Source organism: Antiquaquibacter oligotrophicus, from assembly GCF_020535405.1.
GTDB classification, from domain to species: Bacteria; Actinomycetota; Actinomycetes; order Actinomycetales; family Microbacteriaceae; genus Rhodoglobus; species Rhodoglobus oligotrophicus.
Genome location: NZ_CP085036.1, coordinates 1,271,381 through 1,291,784, shown reverse-complemented (window position 1 = coordinate 1,291,784; position 20,404 = coordinate 1,271,381). Strand labels below are relative to the sequence as shown.

Below are 20,404 nucleotides of genomic sequence, written 5' to 3'. Positions count from 1 at the left end.
CCCGTTACAGCCGCGAGCGCACCGCGTTCAGTCCCTCGCGCAGCGTCGCGACCGTGTCAGCCGTGAGCCCATTTCGAGCTGCACGCGTGCGCAACTCGGTGCGCACCGCAGCACGGAACTCGGCGAGCATCGCCTCGGCCTCCTGAAGGTGCACGCGTGACTGCGGTTCGGGGCCGGACTCGTACAGCCGCGTGACCGGTTGCTCCTTCACTTCGCGCGCGGCGGCGGCCAACTCCGCGCGGAGCGAGCGCATCGCGTCGTTCACCGACGAGCGCACCTCGTCCGCGAGTCGGCGCACCGAGTCGGTGACGCCGGTCTCGATGTCGTCGAGCTCGGATGCCCGGGCGGCGAGTTCGGCGCGCCCGGCATCCGTGATCTCGTACACGGTCTTTCGTCCGTCCGTTGTCTTGGTGACGAGCCGCTCGGCTTCGAGTTTGCCGAGACGCGGGTAGATGGTGCCGGCGCTCGGAACGTAGGTGCCGCCGAAGCGGTCCCCGAGTGCCTGGATGAGCTCGTAGCCGTGCATCCCGTGCTCCGATTCGGACAGGAGGCTCAGCAGGTAGAGGCGCAGGTGGCCGTGCGCGAAGACCGGCGGCGTCATGCCGTCACCGACTGCAGTACGGAGACGCGCCCGGAGACCGTGTTGACCTTCACATCGGTCCAGTGTTTGTCGAGGGAACCGACTCGCCCGGTGTAGTTGCCGCGCAGGCCGTTGACACCCGCGTTGTCGAGATGAATTTTGCCGCTGACGGTGTTGATGCGGTACTGCACGGGCACGTCGGGGGCGAGTCGCGCGGTGACGTTGCCGCTCACGGTATTGACGTTCACCTCGTCGGGGATGCCGGAGAGGTCGAGGAAGATCTCGCCGGTGACAGTGTCGGCGGAGAAGCGTGTGATCGCACCGGATGCCGTGATGTCACCGCCCACGGTGTGCGCGGTGACGGGTCCGTTGTGGCCACGAACCGACAGTTCGCCACCCACCGCGTTCAGCTGGAGCTTGCCCGTGAGGTCGTCGATCACGAGGTCTCCGTTGACGGTGGAGATCGTGGCATCCGCTCGGAGCCCGGAGATGAGCCCGGTGGCGGAGATCACTCCGAACTTGAGTGCGACATCACGCGGCACTCGGATGCTGATGTCTGCCTTCGCTGTGCCGCCCTGCCACGACGAGAAGACGTCGATGAAGTTGTCCCATCGCAGCTGCGGGTGGTCGATCTCGAGTGTGTGGCCGTCGACGCTGACCTTGAGGTCGCGCCCCGTGACGGAATGAATTTCGACGCGCACACCAGGCTCGTCGTGGCCGATGACGTCGACCTGCCCGCCGATGAGGCCGACCTTGAGGGCGGTGATGCCGTCGAGGTCGATGACCTTGGGGCCGTCGATGATCCATTTTTCTTGCGCCACGGGTCTCTCCTTTTCGCGCTATATCGCGTCTGACAAAAGTCACGTTATATCGCGTTTTAGCGCACGTCAAGCTATATCGCGTTTATCGCTGTAATGGGGCTCTTGACTTTGACGCTGCGTCAAGGTTTAGCGTCGTGTATCGGGAAGGAGAGCCCATGGACTGGCCGATTCAGCAGATCGCACGACTCGCGGGAACCACCTCGCGCACGCTGCGGCATTACGACAACGTCGGATTAGTGTCGCCGTCGCGAATCGGTGACAACGGGTATCGCTACTACGACGAGCGCGCGCTCGTGCGATTGCAGAGGGTGCTCATGCTGCGCGACCTCGGTCTCGGCATCCCCGCGATCGCCGACGTGCTCGCGGGTCAGCGCGACGACGTCCACGCGCTCCGGACCCACCTCGACTGGCTGCAGCAGGAGAGAAACCGCATCGACCGGCAGATCGCCAGCGTCGAGAAGACGATCGCCGACACGGAAGGAGGTGAACAACTGATGGCAGAGACAATGTTCGACGGCTTCGACCACACCCAATACAAGGAGGAGGTCGAGGGGCGTTGGGGAGCGAAGGCCTACGCCGATTCCGACCGCTGGTGGCGCGGGCTCACCGCGCAACAGCAGCAGGAGTGGAAGCGGAAAGTGGCCACCCTCAGCTCGGATTGGGCCGCGGCCGCGGCATCCGGTGCCGACCCCGCTGGAGGGGATGCGCAAGCGCTCGCCGCGCGTCACGCGGAATGGTTGGGCGGCGTGCCCGGCACTCCTGGCGTCACCCGCGAGTACCTGCTCGGACTCGGAGACATGTACGTCGCCGACGGGCGGTTCGGTGCGAACTACGGTGGCACCGACGGTGCCACGTTTGTGCGGGATGCCCTCCGCGTCTACGTTGACCGCAACCTATAAACGGACGACCCCCGGGAGACACGTGCTCCCGGGGGTCGCTCGTATTAGTAGGTGAGCCACGCGTCGACTGTCGCGACCGGTCCGTACCCGTCCCGCATCGTCACCTCGATCGTCGCGATCATCGCCCACAGGGCGCGCGCTGCCAGTGCGATCGTGAGAGCCATCATGTCCTCACCACCTTTCGCGGCGTCGGGGATGCCGGTAGCTGCACCCTCAGCAGGGGCAGGGTCACACCGACCATGGGGCCGATGAGCAGGGCGAAGAGGAGAGTCCCGATGCCCACGTTGCCACCGAGCGCCCAGCCGATGGCGAGCACGGTGCCCTCGATGGCGGTGCGAACGATCCAGATCCGCACACCCCACCGCCGATGGATGCCCGTCATGAGGCCATCACGTGGCCCCGGTCCGTATCCCGCGCCGATGTAGAGCCCCGTCGCCAGCGCGAGCAGTGCAAGCCCGCCCGCGAAGAGGGCGACACGGGTCCCGACGTCGCTTGCCTCGGGGATGAACCACAGCCCGAGTTGGGCGCTGGGGCCGACGAGGAGCACGTTGAGCACGGTGCCCATTCCGGGCTTCTGGCGGATGGGAATCCACAGAAGAAGCACGGTGGCGCCGACGATGTTTGTGACGAGCCCGAACGACAGTCCGGTCTGGGCGACGATCCCCTGAGTGAGCACGTCCCACGGAGCGACACCGATGCCGGCGCGCACGATGAGTGCGATGGCGATGCCGTAGAGAAAGAGGCCGCCGACCAATTGAGTGATTCGGCGGACCAGGAGAAGCCGTGGACTGAACATGGTGCAATCCAATTGCCGTATTGGACTGGACACAAGAGGCCAATCGATCTACGCTGGCCCCATGAGCACTCTTTCGGCCCGCGCATTGGCCACTTTGCTCGCCGGGTGGCGTGACGCGGGTGTTGCCTACGCGGCCCTCGCGGACCGCATCCGCCTGCTTATCCTCGACGGTCGCGTGCCGACCAGCACCCGACTTCCTGCCGAGCGCGAACTCGCTGCAGCTCTCGGCGTGAGCCGTACGACAGTCACGGCCGCCTATGCGGCACTCCGAGAATCCGGCTACCTCCTGAGCGTGCGCGGCTCGGGCAGCATCGCACAGCTACCCGCTCGCCAGCACGTCGCCTTCGACGGCACCTACCCCGACCTGCTCGACCTCAGCAAGGCCACCATGCCCGCGATACCTCAGGTTGCTGACGCCGCACAGGCCGCGGCCGCAGAGTTGCCGCGCCACCTGGGGGAGTCCGGCTTCGACGCCTACGGTCTCGGCGTGCTGCGCGAAGCCATCGCCGATCGTTACGCGGCACGCGGCCTTCCCACCAGCCCCGACCAGGTCATGATCACGGTGGGAGCGCAGAACGCCATCGCTCTCGTCGCGCGCACCATCATGGGCCGCGGCGACCGAGCGCTCATCGAGCACCCCACGTACCCGCACGCCATCGATGCTCTCCGCGGCGCCGGTGCGCGCATCCTTCCGGTGAGCGTCACCACGGATGAGGGGTGGGATGCCGCTGCCCTCGAGCAGTCCATCCAGCGCTCGAGCCCCGCACTCGCCTACCTCATGCCCGACAACCACAATCCGACCGGACGCACGATGCCGCCGGAGCAACGCGAGTGGCTCCTCGCGCTCGCGGCCCGCCACGGCACCACGATCGTCGCCGATGAGACCATGGCCGAGCTCGGGCTCGAGGGGGACGTCTCCCCGCTGCCCATCGCCGCCCACGGTTCGGCGATCCTCATCGGGTCGGTCGGCAAAACCGTGTGGGGTGGACTCCGCGTCGGCTGGATCCGCGCCGATCGCACGGTCATCCAGCGGCTGGCGCGCGCCCGCTTCTCCAACGACCTGGGCACCCCGATCATGGAGCAGCTCATCGTCGCCCACCTGCTGCGAGATTTCGAGGGCATCCTCGCGGATCGACGCAGCTACCTTCGGGAGGGACGCGACCGGCTCGTTCAGTTGCTCCGGGATCGGTTGCCGGAATGGGAGGTTCCTCGCACGCGGGGCGGCCTCACCTCGTGGATCAACCTGGGCGAACCGGTGAGCTCGCAGCTCGCTATCGCGGCGCGCAACGAGGGGCTCGTGATCGCGGCCGGACCCCGATTCGGTGTCGACGGTGCTTTCGAGCGCTTCATCCGTATCCCCTTCTCCTACTCGGAGGAGCACACGACCCGTGGGGTGGATGCCCTCGCGAGGGCCTGGGCAACCGTGATGCGGTACCCGGCGGCCGCGCAAGCCCCCGAGGATCTCGCCTCCGTCGTGTAACCCCGACGCGGTTACTCCCCATGGAGTATGCGAGTAGTGCTCGACGCGGGCGATAATTTCGTGTGCACCTTCTGTCTGTCTTCAGCCTGCGCAATCGCGCCCTCATCGCCCTCGTCACCATCGTCGTGGGTGTGTTCGGCGGTATCTCGCTCACGACACTGAAGCAGGAGCTGATTCCTTCGCTCTCGCTCCCGCAGGTGTTCATCGTGAGCACGTACCCGGGTGCGAGCCCCTCGGTCGTCGACAACGATGTCTCGGGGCCGATCGAGTCTGCCATCCAGAACGTCGCCGATCTCGAGTCGACGACCTCGACGTCGAGTGCCAATGTCTCCACGATTTCGGCGTCCTTCACGTACGGCACCAACATCGCGACGGCCGAGCAGAAGATCCAGTCGGCCATCAACCGCATCTCCGCGCAGTTGCCCGACAACGTCGACACCCAGGTGCTCACGTTCAGCTTCTCCGACTTCCCCATCATGCAGTTGGCCGTCACGAGTGACCTCGACCCGATCGAGCTCGCGGCGAGGGTCGAAGCCTCCGCCATCGCCGATCTCAAGAAGCTCGACGGCGTGAGCGACGTCACACTCCTCGGTGCCACCACCCAACGCGTGACGATCACCCCCGACCAGGCTGAGCTTTTCGCTCGCGGTCTCACCGGTCAGGCCATCACCGAGGCGCTCGACTCGAACGGACTCTTGCTTCCGGCCGGTCAGATCACCGAGGACGGCCAAACCCTCACCGTGCAGGCCGGCACCCGACTCGAAAGCGCCGCAGACATCGAGGCGCTACCACTCATCGGAGCGACGACAGGGCTGACGACCATCGGCGACGTGGCGGATGTCGCGATCGTCGACGATCCCGTCACGGGTGTGTCACGCGTCAACGGTGAACCCGCGGTCACCATCTCGGTGTCGAAGGCGCCAACCGGCAACATCGTCTCCGTCTCCCAGCAGGTCATCGAAGCCCTCCCGGCGCTTGCCGAGGCGGTGGGCGGAAACACCGAATTCACGGTGGTGTTCGACCAGGCGCCCTTCATCGAGCAGTCCATCGAAGCGCTCGCCACCGAGGGTCTACTGGGCCTCGCCTTCGCCGTTGTCGTCATTCTCATTTTCCTGTTGTCGATCCGCTCGACGCTGGTAACCGCGATCTCTATCCCCGTCTCCGTGCTCATCACGTTCATCGGGATGTTCGCGCTCGGCTATTCGCTCAACATCCTCACCCTGGGTGCCATCACGATCTCCATCGGCCGTGTCGTTGACGACTCGATCGTCGTCATCGAGAACATCAAACGTCACCTCGCTCTCGGCAAGGAGAAGAAGGCGGCGATCCTGGAAGCCGTGCGCGAGGTCGCCGGCGCGATCACGGCCTCGACGGTCACGACGATCGCCGTGTTCCTGCCGCTGGGACTCGTGGGCGACGTCACCGGCGAACTCTTCCGCCCCTTCGCGATCACCACGAGCCTCGCGCTCGCCGCGTCACTCTTCGTCTCGCTCACGATCGTTCCCGTGCTCGCGTACTGGTTCCTCGGCACGAAGAAGCTGAAGCACTCCAGTGTGGCCGATGCCGAGGATGAACTCGACAAGCCGACCCGCCTGCAGCGCGCCTACCTCCCGATCATTCGGTGGACCCTGTCCCGCGCGTGGAAGGGCGTAATGGTTCTTGTTCTCTCGTTGCTGGTGCTCGTCGCATCCGGTGCCGCGGCCACTCTGCTGCCGACCAACTTCCTGGGTGACAGCGGTCAGAACACCATCACCGTGCGGCAGGAGCTGCCGGCGGGTTCAAGCCTCGAGGAGCAGGATGCCGCGGCATCCACGGTCGAGGACACCCTCCTCGACATCGACGGCATCGAGACCGTGCAACTGTCGATCGGCTCCGGAGGCAACACCCTGCGCTCGGCGTTCTCCGGCTCGAGCGGTGCGACGTTCTCCATCACCACCGACCCCGACGTCAACCAGACGGAACTGCAGGACACCGTGCGCGAGCGGCTCGATGAGATCACGGATGCCGGGGAGCTCACCCTCGCCGCATCGCAGGGCGGCTTCGGCTCGTCCACGATCGACATCGACATCACGGCGACGACCGAGTCCGAGCTTCGCGCCGCCGCTGACCAGGTGCAGGCCGCGATGTCCGACCTCGACGTGGTCGCCCAGGCGACGAGCAACCTCTCGGCGGAGCAGCCCTTCATCGAGGTCGCTGTCGACCGTGATGCCGCCGCCGAGGTGGGGCTGAGCGAGCTGGCCGTCGGCGGAATCGTCTCAGCGGCGATGAACCCGAGTCCGTCGGGATCGGTCGTGATCGATGAGAAGACCCTCTCGATCTACATCGTCAACGACGAGGCACCGCTGACGGTGCAGGAGCTTCGCGACTTCACAATCCCGACAGCGCTCGGGCTCGTGCCGCTCTCCGATCTCGCCACGGTCGAGGTAACCGACGGTCCGTCGAGCATTACCGCGGTGCAGGGTGCACGGTCGGCGACGGTCGAGGTGACCCCCTCCACGGAGGACGTCGGTGCGGCATCCGCAGCCGTCGTCGCCGAACTCGACACACTCGAACTGCCCGCGGGCACGGCGGCCGAGGTCGGTGGTGTGACCGCTGACCAGCAGAACGCCTTCGGTCAGCTGGGTCTCGCGCTTCTCGCCGCGATCCTCATCGTCTACGTCGTTATGGTCGCCACGTTCAAGAGCCTGCTGCAGCCGGTGCTCTTGCTCAGCTCGGTGCCGTTCGCGGCGACGGGGGCGATCCTGTTGCAGCTCGCCTCGGGCATCCCGCTCGGTGTCGCGTCGATTATCGGTGTGCTCATGCTCATCGGAATCGTTGTGACGAACGCGATCGTGCTCGTCGATCTCATCAACCAATACCGCGAGCGCGGAATGCGGGTGAAGGATGCCGTCATCCACGGTTCGGCTCGACGGCTCCGCCCCATCCTCATGACCGCGGCGGCGACGATCTTCGCCCTCCTCCCGCTCGCGCTGGGGATAACCGGCCATGGTGGTTTCATCTCGCAGCCGCTCGGCATCATCGTCATTGGAGGACTGACCTCCTCGACGATCCTCACCCTCATCGTGCTGCCGGTGTTGTACTACCTCGTGTACCGCCTCTTCGAGCGCCGTGCGGACAAGCGCGCGGCCCGCAACGCGCCCACCGACCCGCCCACTGCTGGCCCGGCCTCTGCTGGCTCGGCCGCCGCACCGGTACCGGATGCCGCACCCGCAGCACGACGCGGTGCCCACGCAGCGGCACCGGTGCCGCAGGCGGCACCACCTTCGCAGGCGCCGACCACCCCCGCAACTGCTGCTCCCGCTCCCGTTGGCACAATTCCTGCGTTCGCGCCGCCGCGGTCGGCGCCGGTCACGGCCCCGGCTCCCGCAGCCCCACCGGCCCCCGCGGTGCCTCCTGTAATGCCGCCGGCTCCGGTAGCGGCGCCCGCTCCGGCAGTGCCTCCTGTGGCGCCCGCTCCGCCGGCTCCTCCGGTCGCCCCCGCGCCCGCGGTGCCCCCTGCTCCCACAGCGGCGGCGCCTTCCGTGCAGCCGACACCGAGCGCACCGGTCACCCGACCGGTCACGCTGCCGAGCGCGCCCCCCGTACCCGAGCAGGTTCAGCCGAAGCCCGCCGTGCCTCCCGCGCCTCCCGCGCCCCCCGCGTGGCCGATGCCCGACGACTGGAGTTCCTCCCGGCCCGCGAACGAGAGCGACACCTCGAAAGACAACTAGGCTCACGACGTGCCAACGCCCGATTTCGTCCTCGCCCTTCGCGCCAAAATCGGCCACGACCCGTTGTGGCTCATGGGGGTCAGCGCCGTCGTGCTGGACGGATCACGCACGCTCCTCGTCCGTCGTTCCGACACGGGCGCGTGGACTCCTGTCACGGGGATAGTCGACCCCGGCGAGGAGCCTGCGGTCGCAGCCGAGCGGGAGACGCTCGAGGAGGCGGGTGTCGTGGTGCGGGCACACGCGCTCACGTGGGTGCACGTCATCCCTCCCGTCACCTACGACAACGGCGACGTGTCGCAGTATGTGGATCTGACGTTCCGCTGCGATTTCGTGTCGGGCGAACCGTGGCCGGCCGATGGCGAGAACACGGATGCCGCGTGGTTCGATCTCGACAACCTTCCCGATATGGCGCCCGACATGGTGGCGCGCATCCGCAGTGCGGTGGACTTCGACGGCACCACCCGTTTCGTGCGTTGAGCACCGGCAACACGCCCGGATTGGAATGCCTCTAGAGTTCTCGCCCGCCATCGCGTAACGTTGACGGGTCGGCTCAAGACGGGCGCTTTCACGCGCCACAGGGTTTGTGTGTCTTGCGGGCCGGTTCGACAGCACATCTGCTGATCGACAATCACCACGTATGTGACGGCCTCGGTCAAAGACTGCCCGGGTTCAGTAGGGCGCGCGGTTTACTCCGCTGCGCACCGCCATGCATAACAGAAACCCGGAAAGTATGACCATGCCCCAGTACCAGAAGCCAGCGAAGAACTCCGGCGCGCCCAAGAGCGGCTCGCGGAGCCCCAAGCACCGCGGCTACCGCCCCGATGCTGCCCCCGCTCCCAAGAAGCGGTGGACCGCGGATGACCGTGCCGCCCGCACTGGCGATCGCCCCGCGAACGGCAAGCCCGCACGCGAGGACCGCCGTCCCGACTGGACTCCGCGCGAGAAGCCTGCGCGTCAGCAGCGCGACTCGTATGGAGACCGTGGCGGTCGCCCGGCGTACGGCGACCGGACCGAGCGTCCGGCGTACGGCGACCGTACCGAGCGTCCTTCGTACGGCGACCGTAACCCTCGCGCGGACCGCCCCTCCTACGGTGACCGTTCCGAGCGTCCCGCGTACGGCGACCGTCCGCAGCGCGCCGATCGCCCGTCCTACGGCGACCGCCCGCAGCGCGGGGACCGTCCCGCATACGGTGACCGTCCGCAGCGCGGGTCGTACGACCGTGCTCCCCGTCGTGACGGCGACGACCGTGCCCCGCGTCGCAACTTCGATGACCGTGCCCCGCGCCGTGACTTCGAGGACCGGGCTCCGCGCCGCTCCTATGACGACCGTGCGCCGCGTCGCGACTTTGAAGACCGCGCCCCCCGTCGCGACTTTGAGGACCGCGCCCCCCGTCGCAACTTCGAGGATCGCGCTCCGCGTCGGAACTTCGACGACCGCGCACCCCGCCGTTCGTTCGACGACCGCGCACCTCGTCGCGACAGCTCCTACTACCCGCAGCGCGACACGAAGAGCTTCACGCCGCAGGATGACGTCGTGCTCGAGCGCCTCGAAGCATCCGCCATCTCCGCTGGCGACGTCGATGGCAAGACCTTCGCCGACCTCGGCCTCGGTGGCAACATCGTGCGTCAGCTCGGCGAGATGGGTGCGGCCGCGCCCTTCCCGATCCAGGCCGCGACGATCCCCGTTGTACTCTCCGGTCGCGATGTCCTCGGGCGCGGCAAGACCGGCTCTGGCAAGACCATCGCGTTTGGCGCCCCCGTCGTGGAGCGACTGATGGAGAACAATGGCGGGCGTGACCGCAAGATGGGTCGCGCGCCTCGCGCCCTCATCCTGGCGCCCACCCGCGAGCTTGCCCAGCAGATCGACCGCACCGTGCAGCCCATCGCTCGTAGCGTCGGACTCTTCACCACGACCATCGTCGGTGGGGTTCCGCAGCACAAGCAGGTCGGAGCACTGCAGCGTGGCGTCGACATTGTCATCGCCACCCCCGGCCGCGTCGAGGATCTCGTCGAGCAGGGCCGCCTTGACCTCAGCAACGTGTTCATCACGGTTCTCGACGAGGCCGACCACATGTGCGACCTCGGATTCCTCGAGCCCGTGCAGCGCATCCTCCGCGAGACCAAGCCCGGCGGCCAGAAGCTTCTCTTCTCGGCGACCCTCGACAAGGGTGTTGCCACCCTCGTCGACGAGTTCCTTGTCGAGCCGAGTGTGCACGAGGTTGCTGGGGAGGACCAGGCGTCGTCGACGATCGACCACCGCGTGTTCCTCATCGAGCAGCGCGACAAGCGGGCCATCATCGAGCAGCTCGCGGGCGGCGAGGGCAAGACCCTCGTGTTCACCCGCACCCGCGCCTTCGCCGAGGAGCTCAGCGACTACCTCGAGGACTCCGGCATCCCGGCGACGAGCCTGCACGGTGACCTCAACCAGTCGCGCCGCACGCGCAACCTGTCGCTGCTCACGAGTGGCCGGGTCAACGTGCTCGTGGCGACGGATGTCGCGGCTCGTGGCATCCACGTCGACGACATCTCTCTCGTGATCCAGGCCGACGCGCCGGAGGAGTACAAGACCTACCTCCACCGCTCTGGACGTACCGGACGCGCGGGCAAGCAGGGCACCGTGGTGACGCTCGTCGGGCACAAGCGTCGTCGCAAGATGGACGAGCTTCTCGGTCGCGCGGAGATCGAGGCGGACGTGGCACACGTCGCCCCCGGCGACGAGTTGCTCGACACCCTCGCAGCGCTCTAGTCCGCGATCGCGTCAGAGCAACGAGCACGCGAGGACAACCTCGCGCTCTGGCGCGATCGTGATGCCGACCTCGGTCGGTTCCCGCTCATCGCATTCTTCACGGGCCTCGTCGACATTGGTCGACCACGCGACCCCCGAATCCCGTGATGAATCCACTTGCGAGCCGGAGAAGATCATGAGGGTCAGGAGTGCTGCCAACACGGCGCGCGACGTGACGATGGGCCACTCCACGCCGCGTGCCTGGGCGAGACGGTAGGCGACGGCCGCGGCAAGAGGCACCGTCGCGGCGAGCAGCAGTCCTGCCGCGACACCGTAACGCACGGTCAGGATGCCTTCGAAGCCGTCCGCGTTGAGGTGGTGGGTGTAACGGAAGTAGTAGCTTCCGTCGTTGATCGCCGCGGCCGCGTAGGTTGCGCCGGATGCCAGCACCAACGTGATGACGAGAACGCGCTGCATCCGGTTGCCCCACACCACCACGACCACCGTTGCAGCGGCGAAGGGGACGGCGATGAGCGCGGGAAGCAGCGGCCCGCCCGCGAGGATCACCGCGACCTGCCACCCCGCGTCAGTGTTCGCGAGGGGAAGCACCGCGTTGTAGAGGTAGCCGACCAACAACGACGAGAGGCCCTGCCATCCGGCGGTGCTCGGCCGGGGGAAGAGCAGGGTCGTGGCGACCTGGAGCGCAAGTCCGACGGCCAGTCCGATGCCGATGGGCCAGCTGTTTCGGTGCCGACGGGGCACCATGAACAGAAGCAGCGGGAGAAACAGGAGCGTTTGGATTTCCGTTGCGGCGCACAGGAACGCGACGAAACCCCACCAGAGTCCACCGCCGAGGGTGCGCGGTCGGTAGAGAAGTATCCAGGGGGCGAGCCACAGGCAGTAGCTGTGGAAGTCGGCGAGGTTGCCAAGCACCTCCTGGCCCGCGAGCGGGAGCAGGATGGTGATGCCGGCGAGTGTGAGTCTCGCCGGTTGCCACGGAACGAGATCACGGCTCAGCCAGTAGACGGCTGCAGCGACAGCGCCCGTGAGGAGTGCACACGCGACAAAAACGGCGATTCCGTAGGCCTCGAGGGGCGCGAGGCTCACAAGGATCGCCGCGACGATGCGCGGGATCAGATGCTGATAGCCCGCGTAACCCTTGAAGAGGGGCCCCCAGGGGGACTCGCGAAGGGCATCGGCAAGGAAGACGTCGCCGTCTTCGGCCCATACGGTGTCGAGGTGGCTGGTCGGTACGCGGAGGAGGCTAATCGCCGCGCCAGCGACAACGATCGCCACAAGTGTGAGTCGGGTTCGCACCCTTCGACCCTAACCCGAGCGGGATTCGCTTCGGTTCACGGGCGGCGGCCGACGAGACGCTGGAAGCCCCACTCGGTCACCTTGAGCATCGCTTCGCGCACGATCGCCCCGCTCATCTTCGAGTCGCCGAACTCGCGGTCACGAAACTCGATCGGGACCTCGACGAGCGAGAAGCCCTCGTTCGCGATTCGACGCGTCATGTCGATCTGGAAGCAGTACCCGTGGGACTCGATGCCGGCGAGGGGAAGCGACCGAAGCACGTCGGCGCGGTAGGCGCGGTAGCCAGCCGTAACATCCCGAACGGAGAGGCCGAGCATCGTACGCGCGTACCAACTACCGCCGCGGCTGATGAACTTGCGGCTCGCCGGCCAGTTGACGACCGAACCACCCGCAACCCATCGCGAGCCGATGACCCCGCCGACGCGACCGGCGGTGTCGTCCGCCAGAACCCTGAGCATGGTGGGGATGACCTCGGGTGGGTGCGACCCATCGGCGTCGAGCTCGAACAGAACGTCGTACTCCCGCTCAAGACCCCAAGCGAAGCCTGCGAGATATGCGGGACCGAGGCCCTGCTTGCCAGCGCGAGTGAGCAAGTGGATGCGCGGCTCTGACTCCGCGACGGATGCGACGTACTCTCCCGTGCCGTCGGGGCTCGAGTCATCCACGACCAGGATGTCGACCCCGGTGGCGAGCACACGCGGAAGGATCCTCTCGATGCTCTCCCTCTCGTTGTATGTCGGGATGATCACCAGCGCAGGGGTGGTCGGCACGATGTGAGTCAGCTTTCAAGAGATGAACGAGTTGCACTTAGGGTAGTCGACGGAGTCGGTGCACTTGCGCGGGCCGCCGGTGAGAGGAATATCGTGACGGACGCCGCTGAGCATGCAGGGGACAAGCCGGTCTCCCGCACGCGAGCTCACCTCTTCACTGCACTTCGCTACATCGCGCTCGCCGTCGTCATCGGCTTCGCTGTCGCCTTCTTCGCCGAACGGTGGACCCAGATCACCGACGTGATCTCCCGCATCCCCGTGTGGGGTGTTGTCGCCTCGTTCCTGGTGATGCTTCTCGGCATGGTCGCCAATGTGCTCAGTTGGGTGACGATCCTCAACGGCCTCGGTCACGTCGTGCCCCTGCCCCGCGGCTCGCAGATCATGCTCGTCGGACAACTCGGAAAATACGTTCCCGGCTCGGTCTGGGGCTACGTGATGCAGATGGAACTCGGGCGCCAGTACGGGATCGCCCGCGCGCGAGTGCTCGTGACCACCCTGTACGCCGCGGGCATCGGGGTGGTGGCATCCCTCATCCTCGGAGTCTCGGTCATCCCGTCCGTCGCAGCGGACCAACCGGCGCTCGCGTGGTTGTACCTCCTGCTTCCCATAGGGCTCGTGTGTCTGCATCCGCGTGTGATGACGTGGCTGTCGAATCTCACGCTCAAAGTGTTCCGCCGGCCGCCCCTCGAGCATCGCGTGCGGTACGGAACCATCGCGATCGCCATGGGATGGTCGCTGCTCTCCTACGTGCTCTACGGCGTGCATCTGCACCTCCTTGTCGGCGAGGTGCTGCCGTGGTCGTTCATCACAATCCTGATGCTCGGCGGCGCTATCAGCCTTGGCTTCACCGCGAGTCTGGTCGCTCCGATCCTGCCGTCGGGAGCGGGCATCCGTGAACTCGTGCTCATCCTCGTGATGCTCGCCGTCTCCGTTCCGGATGCCTATGCTCAGGCGGCGAGCCTGTTGTCGCGCGCGATGTTCACCGCTGGTGATCTGCTGCTGGCTGGCGCCGCGGTAATTGTTGTCCTGATCATGCGTCGCAGCCTGCGCGCACGGGACGTCGCCTCGAACGAGTATGCGCAGCTCGGCGACTGGCATTCCGCGGATGAGCCACCGACCGGACCGCACCCCGCCAGGGACTAGCGAGCGCTTCAGCGCATCAACTCCGCGCAGGTGACTTTGACGAGCCGGTAGGGCGCGTTGGCGATATCCATGACGGTCTCCGGCGGCAGAGAATCACACGCCGCGCGCGCTGCCGCGATGTTGCCCGACCAGGTGACCCCCGACTCGCGGCTCGACACCGACTGTGTGCTCGCGAGCGCGAACTGCACCATGAGCCCCACGAGCGCGATCCACGCCACGGCCCGGGGCCAGCGGACACCGCGTTCGTCGCCCAGTCGCACGAGAATGGTGGCGGCAAGCGGCACGGTCGCCGCGAGCAGAAAACCGGATGCGACGCCGTAGCGAGAATTCTGAAGCCCGTCGAACCCGCCAAGGTTGAGGTGGTGGGCGTACGCGAAATATCCGCCGCCGTCGATGGTGGCTCCGCCCGCGTACACCGCCCCCGACGCCAGCACCAGGGTGATCACCAGAATGCGCTGGCGCCCCGTTCCCCACACGAGAGCCACGATCGTCGCGGCGACGAATGGAAGCACCACCAGCGCGGGAACGAGTGCGCCGGAGGACAGGAGGATGTTCGCCTGCCACACCGGGTCCGGGTTCAGCATGGGCAACACCGTGTTGTAGAGGTAGCCGAGAAGCAGCGAGGACATTCCGTGCCACCCTGCCGTGCTCGGCCGCGGCAGGAGTAGGGATGTGACGATCTGGCCGAGAAGTCCGAGCAGCAGGCCTGCGCCGATCGGCCACGCGAACCGATGCTGCCTGCGCACCATGAGGATCAGAAGGGGAACAAAGAGGAGCGACTGAATCTCGGTCATCGCGCACAAGAACGCCACGATGCCCCACCCGATGCCGCTACCCAGGCTCCGCGGCCGGTAGAGAAGAAGCCACGGCGTCAACCACAAGCAGTAGCTGTGGAAGTCCGCGAGATTGCCGACAACCTCCTGCGCACTGAGCGGAAGCAGGAGGGTGATGCCGGCCAGACCAAGGCGCGCGGGCAGCCACTCCACGAGGTCGCGGCTCAGCCAGAACACGGCAGCGGCGACACCGCCCGTGAGGATCGCGCACGCGATGAAGACGGCCACCCCGAACGCGTCGATGGGGACGACGGAGACGATGAGCGCAGTAACGATGCGTGGAATGAGGTGCTGGTACCCCGCATACCCCTTGACGAGAACGGCCCACGCCGACTCGTCGAGGTGCTCCTGGAGAAAGATCTGCCCGTCCTCCGCCCACACGGTATCGAGGTGGGAGAGCGGAACGCGGAGAAGTGTGACGACGGTTCCCACCACCACGATGGTGACGAGGATGAGTCGCGTTTTCACGGTCGCCAGCATATCGGCGTGCCCCCGGCCGGGCCGGCAACGCGGCAAAGGGCTATCCGAGCGCGAGCATCGCCCCCGCGAGGATCGCCAACGCCAACCCCACATACTGGAGGACCGCAATGCGCTCCTTCAGCACAACCGCCGCCAGGATGATCGTGCCAGCCGGATACAGAGCGGTGAGCACCGCGATCACCGAGAGCTCCCCGAGGCGGACGCCGAGCAGGAGGCCCGCGTTCGCCAGGGCATCGAGTACCCCGCACGTGACCGCGAGGAGCACGCCGGCGCGCGTGGCGTTCAGCACCCGTCCGGTGCCCCGTCGAGATGCCGTCAGCACGAGAATGGCGACAGCGGCGAAGAGGATCGTGGAGCTCGTCGCGCGATTGAGCACGAGCGGCACTATGCCCGAGTCATCCGGGGTCTGATCGATCACGACGAGGAACGCGCCGATCGCCGCACCCGACCCGATCGCCATGAGCACCCCGCGAAGCGAAGGGCGCACTGCTCCACGCACGAGTTCACCGTTGCCTGATGGTGTGAAGCCGACGAGTACCACGGCCACGAGCGCCAGGCTCAGCGCGATGTACCCGAGAAGCCCGAGCCGGTCCCCGCCGACGAGGCCGACGGTGAGAGGGACGATGGCGCTCACCACAGCGGTCAGCGGGGAGAGGATGCTCATCGGCCCGATCGCGAGGCACGCGTACAACAGGGCGAGGGCGATGGCCCCGAGCACGCCGGAGAGCATGCCGAGCAGCACAGCTTCGGTCGACCACGCTCCGCCGACGAGGGGCAGGCCGATGACGGCGGCGGCACCGAGGCCGGCGAGCGCTGCCACCGCGGTGGCGAAGATCGTGCTCATCCGTCGCGCAGCGAGCCCACCGAAAAAATCGGCGGCCCCGTAAACGAGAGCGGACCCGAGTCCGACGAGAACCGTGATCATGCGCTCACTCCGCGGGGAGCGCCTCGGGTGGCAGCTTGCGCACCTTCGCGCGACGGCGACGACGTTCCGGGATCATGGAGCGCATCTCCTCGAGCTTGCCGAAGCACAGCAGGCGGTCTCCCGCCTCGAGCACAACACCCTTACGCGGGTTCGGGATGACGGATGCCCCGCGGTGCACGGTGAGCACCGTGATGTCGCGCTCCCACAGGCCCGATTCGCCGAGGGTCTGCCCGACGAAGTCGCCGTTGTTGTGGACGAGGAGTTCTGCCACCCCGTAGCCGGTGGACACACTCAAGCGTTGGCGCACGTCGATTTCGGGGAACGCCACCTGGTTCGCGATGTAGTCGACGATCGCCCCCGCGACATCCAGTTGTGTCGCGGCCTCGATGCCGCCGAGGCCGGGCGAGGAGTTCACCTCCATGACGAGAGGTCCGTCGGCGCCTTCGAGCATGTCGACGCCGGCAACACGCAAACCCATGATCTGGGCGGAGCGCACCGCCGCCGCCTCGAACTCGGGAGTCAGTGCGACGGCTTCGACCGAACCGCCACGGTGAACGTTGGAGCGGAACTCGTCGCCGTTGGCTGTGCGGCGCATGGCGGCGACAACTCGATCTCCCACCACGAGGGCTCGGATGTCGCGGCCCCGGCTCTCCTTCACGAAACTCTGGATGAGCACGTTCTGGTTCGTCGAATGAAGGGTCTCGATGATCGCTTCGGCGACCTTCACCTCGGGCGCGAGAATCACGCCGATACCCTGGGTTCCCTCGAGGAGCTTGATGACGACGGGGGCACCGCCGACCTGCTCGATGGCAGGTCTCACGTCGGCGCGATTGCGCACGAACGCTGTCGCGGGCATCGCGATGTTGTGCCGCGACAGGATCTGGGTAGCCCGGAGCTTGTCTCGCGCGTTCGAGATGCCGTTCGCGGTGTTCGGCGTGTACACGTCCATCTGCTCGAACTGGCGCACCACCGCGGTACCGAAGTAGGTGATCGAGTTGCCGATGCGGGGGAGGATCGCGTCGTAATCGCTGAGCGGCTTGCCGCGGTATTGCAGGTCGGGATCGGGGCCGGAGAGGTCGATGGCGAACCGCAACGTATTGAGGACCCGCACGACGTGACCGCGTTGTTCCGCAGCGGCACGCAGTCGTGCGGTCGAGTAGGAGCGCGGCGCGCGCGACAGGATCGCGAGTTTCATGTGGGGGTGTCCTGTCAAGATGGTGCGGTGAGTAAGACACCCCATTCAAACACCCTCGCGGGGTGGCGTGAATGGGTGCAGTTGCCGGAGGCGGGCATCCCGTGGATCAAGGCAAAACTCGACACCGGTGCGCGAACGTCATCACTGCACGCCTACAAAAAGAAGGTTTTCGAGCGGGACGGTGTCGACTGGGTTCGTTTCACGGTGAGACCGTGGCAGGAGTCCACTGAAGACGAGGTTGTCGTCGAGTGTCCCGTGCATGATCGGCGGCGGGTGAGGAGCTCCTCGGGTCACGTGCAGGAGCGGCTCGTTGTGCTCATGACCGTCGTGCTCGTGGGCCGTGAGGTCGAGGCCGAGGTGACGCTCAGCAATCGGGACCAGATGGGGTTTCGGATGCTCATCGGTCGCGAGGCGCTGAGGCGAGGGTTTGTCGTGGCATCCGGTCGCTCCTTTTTGGGCGGGCGCGCCCCCAAGGCAACCCGCCGCCGCAACCGCGGTCGCGAGGTCTGATCGCTGCTCAGGCGGGGCTGCGCAGCGCGGAGCGTTGTTCGGGGAAGCGCCAGTCGAAGACGACGGCCAGGATGCGCACGACGGTGGTTACCGCAACGCACACGAGTCCCGCGATCGGCACGGGCACACCTAGCGAGACGAGCAGGAGCAGTGTTCCCACGCCCGCGCCGGCGGCGACCGCATAGAGGGTGCCCACGTGCAGGAACGAGATCGGGAGCGACAACACAATGTCGCGGAGCATCCCGCCGCCGATCGCCCCGATGACTCCCACAACGAGCGACCCCACGATGCCCACCCCCAGCGACAGTGCCTTGGTCGCCGCGATCGCGCCGAAGAGACCCATGACGATGGCGTCGAGCACCGTGATGGGCCAGTCCGCTCGCTCGATAAGGGGGGCGACGAGCATCCCGAGAACGGCGGATGCCCCGGCCACAACCAGGTACCAGTTCATCCAGATCACGACCGGAAGCTGATTGAGCACGATGTCGCGCAGGAGGCTGCCTCCCAACGACACGATGATTCCGATCACGATCACACCGAGCACATCGATGCGCCGATCGCGGAGGTGCGAGGCGAAGAGCGCACCCTGAACACCACCGAGGCCCGCAGCCACCAGTTCGATCCAGAGTGGGATCTGGAACGTTTCGGTGAGCATGCGGGCCTCCTGCGGGGTGAGTGGCGTCAGGCGCTGACGAGCGCGTTCTCGGCGGCGGTCGCGATCACGTTCGCGACGGTCTCGGCCTGCGAGACGAACAGCGCGTGGCTCGCGGGGACCGTCGTGATCTGCGCCCCAGCGCGGGTCGCCATGTGCTGGAGCATGGCCTGGTCGAACGCGTTATCGTCCTCGGCGATCACAGCCCAGCTCGGCTTCGTGTGCCACGCCGCCTCGGTCACGGGCTCGGCGAACACACTCATGTTGACCGGCACCTGACTGTCGCGAAGGAACGCGGCATCCGCGTCGCTCAGGTCGTCGGCGAAACCGATCTTGAACTTGGCGTCATTCAAGAAGCCGAAGCCGTCGGGTGCGACGTCGATGACGAACTCGGGTGTCGGGGCGAACCCCTCGTACTGCTGTCCGCTGGTCTCGCCAGAATCGGGGATGAGCGCGGAGACGTAGACGAGGCCCGCGACGTTCGGGTGAAGGCCGGCCTCGGTGACCACGGTGCCGCCCCACGAGTGACCGACGAGGATCGCCGGGCCGTCCTGACGGTCGAGCACACGCCGGGTTGCCGCAACGTCGTCAGCGAACGACGTGAGCGGGTTCTGCACGATCGAGACGCGGAATCCCCGTGCGGTGAGGTTGTCGTAGACCCCGCGCCATCCGGAGCCGTCGGCGAATGCTCCATGGACCAGTACGACGTTGGTGATGCTGCTCATGATCTTCCCTTTCCTTGTCGGCGGATACCCGCCTGGCGACGTTGCCGAGCCGATCTCATCGGTTCTAATGTGCAACATATTGGATGTAACAACCGAGCGCAACCGAATTTATTCCGAGTTGCACGACTGTGGAAAATGTGCGCAACATATTGCATGCCGATCCCCGAAGGTTCCGCGACAGTAGGGCGCTCGCTCCTCCGCGACGACGTCTACCGCCGACTCCGCGATGCCATCGTCGACGGCACATTCGCGCCCGGCGAGCAGCTCAAAGATGGAGAACTGGCCGAATGGCTGGGCGTCAGCCGCACACCCATTCGCGAAGCGCTCCTTCGCCTCGGCACCAATGGACTCGTCGTCGCCATCCCGGGGCGATCCACAACGGTCAGCCAACTCGACTCCGACGCCGTGCGTGACGCACGCGACGTCATCGGCGCCATGCATGCGCTCGCGGTGCAGGAGGCAACGCCGTTGATGACGGCGAGCGACATCGAACGAATGCGGGTAGCCAACGGGCGCTTCCGAAAGGCGGTCGCTGCGAACGACATCAACGCCGCCCTCGACGCCGACGAGGAAGTCCACCACGTACCGGTTGCCGTGCTCGGCAACAAGGCTCTCGAGTCGGTCATCGAGCATTTTGACCCGCTCGTCCGGCGTTCCGAGCGCGTACGGTTCATCGATCACGGCGACGCATCGGCTCAGGTTCACGACGAGCTCATCGACCTCATCGCCGAAGGCAGGGCGGACGAGGCATCCACCGTGGCATACAACATCTGGCGCAGCCTCGACGCGGAGCCCGACGCAGGGCGGTGAGCGAAGCGGATTCGCAGTCCGCTAGTGTCGCGT

At 66.6% G+C, this 20,404-nt stretch carries 19 protein-coding genes; 8 read left to right on the top strand and 11 right to left on the bottom strand.

The window, feature by feature from the left end; genetic code table 11:
- Nucleotides 1-4 precede the first annotated feature (4 nt).
- Nucleotides 5-601, bottom strand: a complete 597-nt coding sequence (locus LH407_RS06430) for a PadR family transcriptional regulator (RefSeq protein WP_322134813.1) — start codon at nt 599-601, stop codon at nt 5-7.
- Nucleotides 598-1,401, bottom strand: coding sequence for a DUF4097 family beta strand repeat-containing protein (locus tag LH407_RS06425; protein ID WP_322134814.1), 804 nt, complete (start codon nt 1,399-1,401; stop codon nt 598-600). The genes LH407_RS06430 and LH407_RS06425 overlap by 4 nt, the downstream gene beginning before the upstream one ends.
- A 155-nt stretch (nt 1,402-1,556) precedes the next feature.
- Here LH407_RS06425 and LH407_RS06420 point away from each other — a divergent pair, with 155 nt between their 5' ends.
- Complete coding sequence (locus LH407_RS06420; RefSeq protein ID WP_322134815.1) at nt 1,557-2,300, top strand: MerR family transcriptional regulator; 744 nt, start codon at nt 1,557-1,559, stop codon at nt 2,298-2,300.
- A 44-nt stretch (nt 2,301-2,344) separates the two neighbouring features.
- On the opposite strand, the gene LH407_RS06415 is transcribed toward LH407_RS06420, so the two are convergent.
- The gene (locus LH407_RS06415) at nt 2,345-2,467 is read right to left on the bottom strand and encodes a hypothetical protein (protein WP_322134816.1); all 123 of its coding nucleotides are present in this window, start codon (nt 2,465-2,467) and stop codon (nt 2,345-2,347) included.
- Nucleotides 2,464-3,096 carry a membrane protein YczE gene (gene yczE / locus LH407_RS06410; RefSeq protein ID WP_322134817.1) on the bottom strand — a complete coding sequence of 211 codons (633 nt, stop codon included), beginning with the start codon at nt 3,094-3,096 and terminating at the stop codon, nt 2,464-2,466. The genes LH407_RS06415 and yczE overlap by 4 nt, the downstream gene beginning before the upstream one ends.
- A 61-nt stretch (nt 3,097-3,157) precedes the next feature.
- Here yczE and yczR point away from each other — a divergent pair, with 61 nt between their 5' ends.
- The 4 genes from yczR to LH407_RS06390 all read left to right on the top strand — a co-directional run bounded on the left by yczR (nt 3,158) and on the right by LH407_RS06390 (nt 11,032).
- Entirely contained in the window at nt 3,158-4,576 is a 1,419-nt protein-coding gene (gene yczR / locus LH407_RS06405; protein ID WP_322134818.1) for a MocR-like transcription factor YczR, read from the top strand.
- Nucleotides 4,577-4,638: 62 nt separating this feature from the next.
- Entirely contained in the window at nt 4,639-8,286 is a 3,648-nt protein-coding gene (locus tag LH407_RS06400; RefSeq protein ID WP_322134819.1) for an efflux RND transporter permease subunit, read from the top strand.
- 9 nt (nt 8,287-8,295) lie between these two features.
- Nucleotides 8,296-8,763: an NUDIX hydrolase gene (locus tag LH407_RS06395; protein WP_322134820.1), complete on the top strand. Its 468-nt coding sequence runs from the start codon at nt 8,296-8,298 to the stop codon at nt 8,761-8,763.
- Nucleotides 8,764-9,022: 259 nt separating this feature from the next.
- Nucleotides 9,023-11,032 carry a DEAD/DEAH box helicase gene (locus tag LH407_RS06390; RefSeq protein ID WP_322134821.1) on the top strand — a complete coding sequence of 670 codons (2,010 nt, stop codon included), beginning with the start codon at nt 9,023-9,025 and terminating at the stop codon, nt 11,030-11,032.
- Nucleotides 11,033-11,044: 12 nt separating this feature from the next.
- On the opposite strand, the gene LH407_RS06385 is transcribed toward LH407_RS06390, so the two are convergent.
- Nucleotides 11,045-12,328, bottom strand: coding sequence for a hypothetical protein (locus LH407_RS06385; RefSeq protein WP_322134822.1), 1,284 nt, complete (start codon nt 12,326-12,328; stop codon nt 11,045-11,047).
- Between the two features lie 35 nt (nt 12,329-12,363).
- A complete protein-coding gene (locus LH407_RS06380; protein ID WP_322134823.1) occupies nt 12,364-13,098 on the bottom strand; it encodes a polyprenol monophosphomannose synthase in 735 nt (244 codons plus the stop codon).
- A gap of 93 nt (nt 13,099-13,191) precedes the next feature.
- Between LH407_RS06380 and LH407_RS06375 the strand changes: the two genes are divergently transcribed.
- Nucleotides 13,192-14,241 (top strand): lysylphosphatidylglycerol synthase transmembrane domain-containing protein, encoded by a 1,050-nt coding sequence (locus LH407_RS06375; protein WP_322134824.1) that lies wholly within the window; start codon nt 13,192-13,194, stop codon nt 14,239-14,241.
- Between the two features lie 8 nt (nt 14,242-14,249).
- Here LH407_RS06375 and LH407_RS06370 read toward each other — a convergent pair whose 3' ends face one another.
- The 3 genes from LH407_RS06370 to LH407_RS06360 are packed head-to-tail and all read right to left on the bottom strand — an operon-like array spanning nt 14,250 to nt 17,674.
- The gene (locus tag LH407_RS06370; protein ID WP_322134825.1) at nt 14,250-15,542 is read right to left on the bottom strand and encodes a hypothetical protein; all 1,293 of its coding nucleotides are present in this window, start codon (nt 15,540-15,542) and stop codon (nt 14,250-14,252) included.
- Nucleotides 15,543-15,594: 52 nt separating this feature from the next.
- A complete protein-coding gene (locus LH407_RS06365; RefSeq protein WP_322134826.1) occupies nt 15,595-16,479 on the bottom strand; it encodes an EamA family transporter in 885 nt (294 codons plus the stop codon).
- Between the two features lie 4 nt (nt 16,480-16,483).
- Entirely contained in the window at nt 16,484-17,674 is a 1,191-nt protein-coding gene (locus tag LH407_RS06360) for a RimK family alpha-L-glutamate ligase (protein WP_322134827.1), read from the bottom strand.
- A 27-nt stretch (nt 17,675-17,701) separates the two neighbouring features.
- Between LH407_RS06360 and LH407_RS06355 the strand changes: the two genes are divergently transcribed.
- On the top strand, nt 17,702-18,184 hold the full coding sequence (locus LH407_RS06355; protein WP_322134828.1) for an ATP-dependent zinc protease family protein: 483 nt from the start codon (nt 17,702-17,704) through the stop codon (nt 18,182-18,184).
- Nucleotides 18,185-18,191: 7 nt separating this feature from the next.
- Here LH407_RS06355 and LH407_RS06350 read toward each other — a convergent pair whose 3' ends face one another.
- The gene (locus LH407_RS06350) at nt 18,192-18,839 is read right to left on the bottom strand and encodes a trimeric intracellular cation channel family protein (protein ID WP_322134829.1); all 648 of its coding nucleotides are present in this window, start codon (nt 18,837-18,839) and stop codon (nt 18,192-18,194) included.
- A gap of 26 nt (nt 18,840-18,865) precedes the next feature.
- A complete protein-coding gene (locus LH407_RS06345; protein WP_322134830.1) occupies nt 18,866-19,561 on the bottom strand; it encodes an alpha/beta fold hydrolase in 696 nt (231 codons plus the stop codon).
- A 153-nt stretch (nt 19,562-19,714) separates the two neighbouring features.
- Between LH407_RS06345 and LH407_RS06340 the strand changes: the two genes are divergently transcribed.
- Nucleotides 19,715-20,371: a GntR family transcriptional regulator gene (locus tag LH407_RS06340; protein WP_322134831.1), complete on the top strand. Its 657-nt coding sequence runs from the start codon at nt 19,715-19,717 to the stop codon at nt 20,369-20,371.
- Nucleotides 20,372-20,404: the final 33 nt, after the last annotated feature.

Coding starts and splice junctions, on each gene's coding strand:
- LH407_RS06430 (WP_322134813.1), bottom strand. CDS start 601: ATGACGCCGCCGGTCTTCGCGCACGGCCACCTGCGCCTCTACCTGCTG.
- LH407_RS06420 (WP_322134815.1), top strand. CDS start 1,557: ATGGACTGGCCGATTCAGCAGATCGCACGACTCGCGGGAACCACCTCG.
- LH407_RS06415 (WP_322134816.1), bottom strand. CDS start 2,467: ATGATGGCTCTCACGATCGCACTGGCAGCGCGCGCCCTGTGGGCGATG.
- yczE (WP_322134817.1), bottom strand. CDS start 3,096: ATGTTCAGTCCACGGCTTCTCCTGGTCCGCCGAATCACTCAATTGGTC.
- yczR (WP_322134818.1), top strand. CDS start 3,158: ATGAGCACTCTTTCGGCCCGCGCATTGGCCACTTTGCTCGCCGGGTGG.
- LH407_RS06390 (WP_322134821.1), top strand. CDS start 9,023: ATGCCCCAGTACCAGAAGCCAGCGAAGAACTCCGGCGCGCCCAAGAGC.
- LH407_RS06365 (WP_322134826.1), bottom strand. CDS start 16,479: ATGATCACGGTTCTCGTCGGACTCGGGTCCGCTCTCGTTTACGGGGCC.
- LH407_RS06360 (WP_322134827.1), bottom strand. CDS start 17,674: ATGAAACTCGCGATCCTGTCGCGCGCGCCGCGCTCCTACTCGACCGCA.
- LH407_RS06350 (WP_322134829.1), bottom strand. CDS start 18,839: ATGCTCACCGAAACGTTCCAGATCCCACTCTGGATCGAACTGGTGGCT.
- LH407_RS06345 (WP_322134830.1), bottom strand. CDS start 19,561: ATGAGCAGCATCACCAACGTCGTACTGGTCCATGGAGCATTCGCCGAC.
- LH407_RS06340 (WP_322134831.1), top strand. CDS start 19,715: ATGCCGATCCCCGAAGGTTCCGCGACAGTAGGGCGCTCGCTCCTCCGC.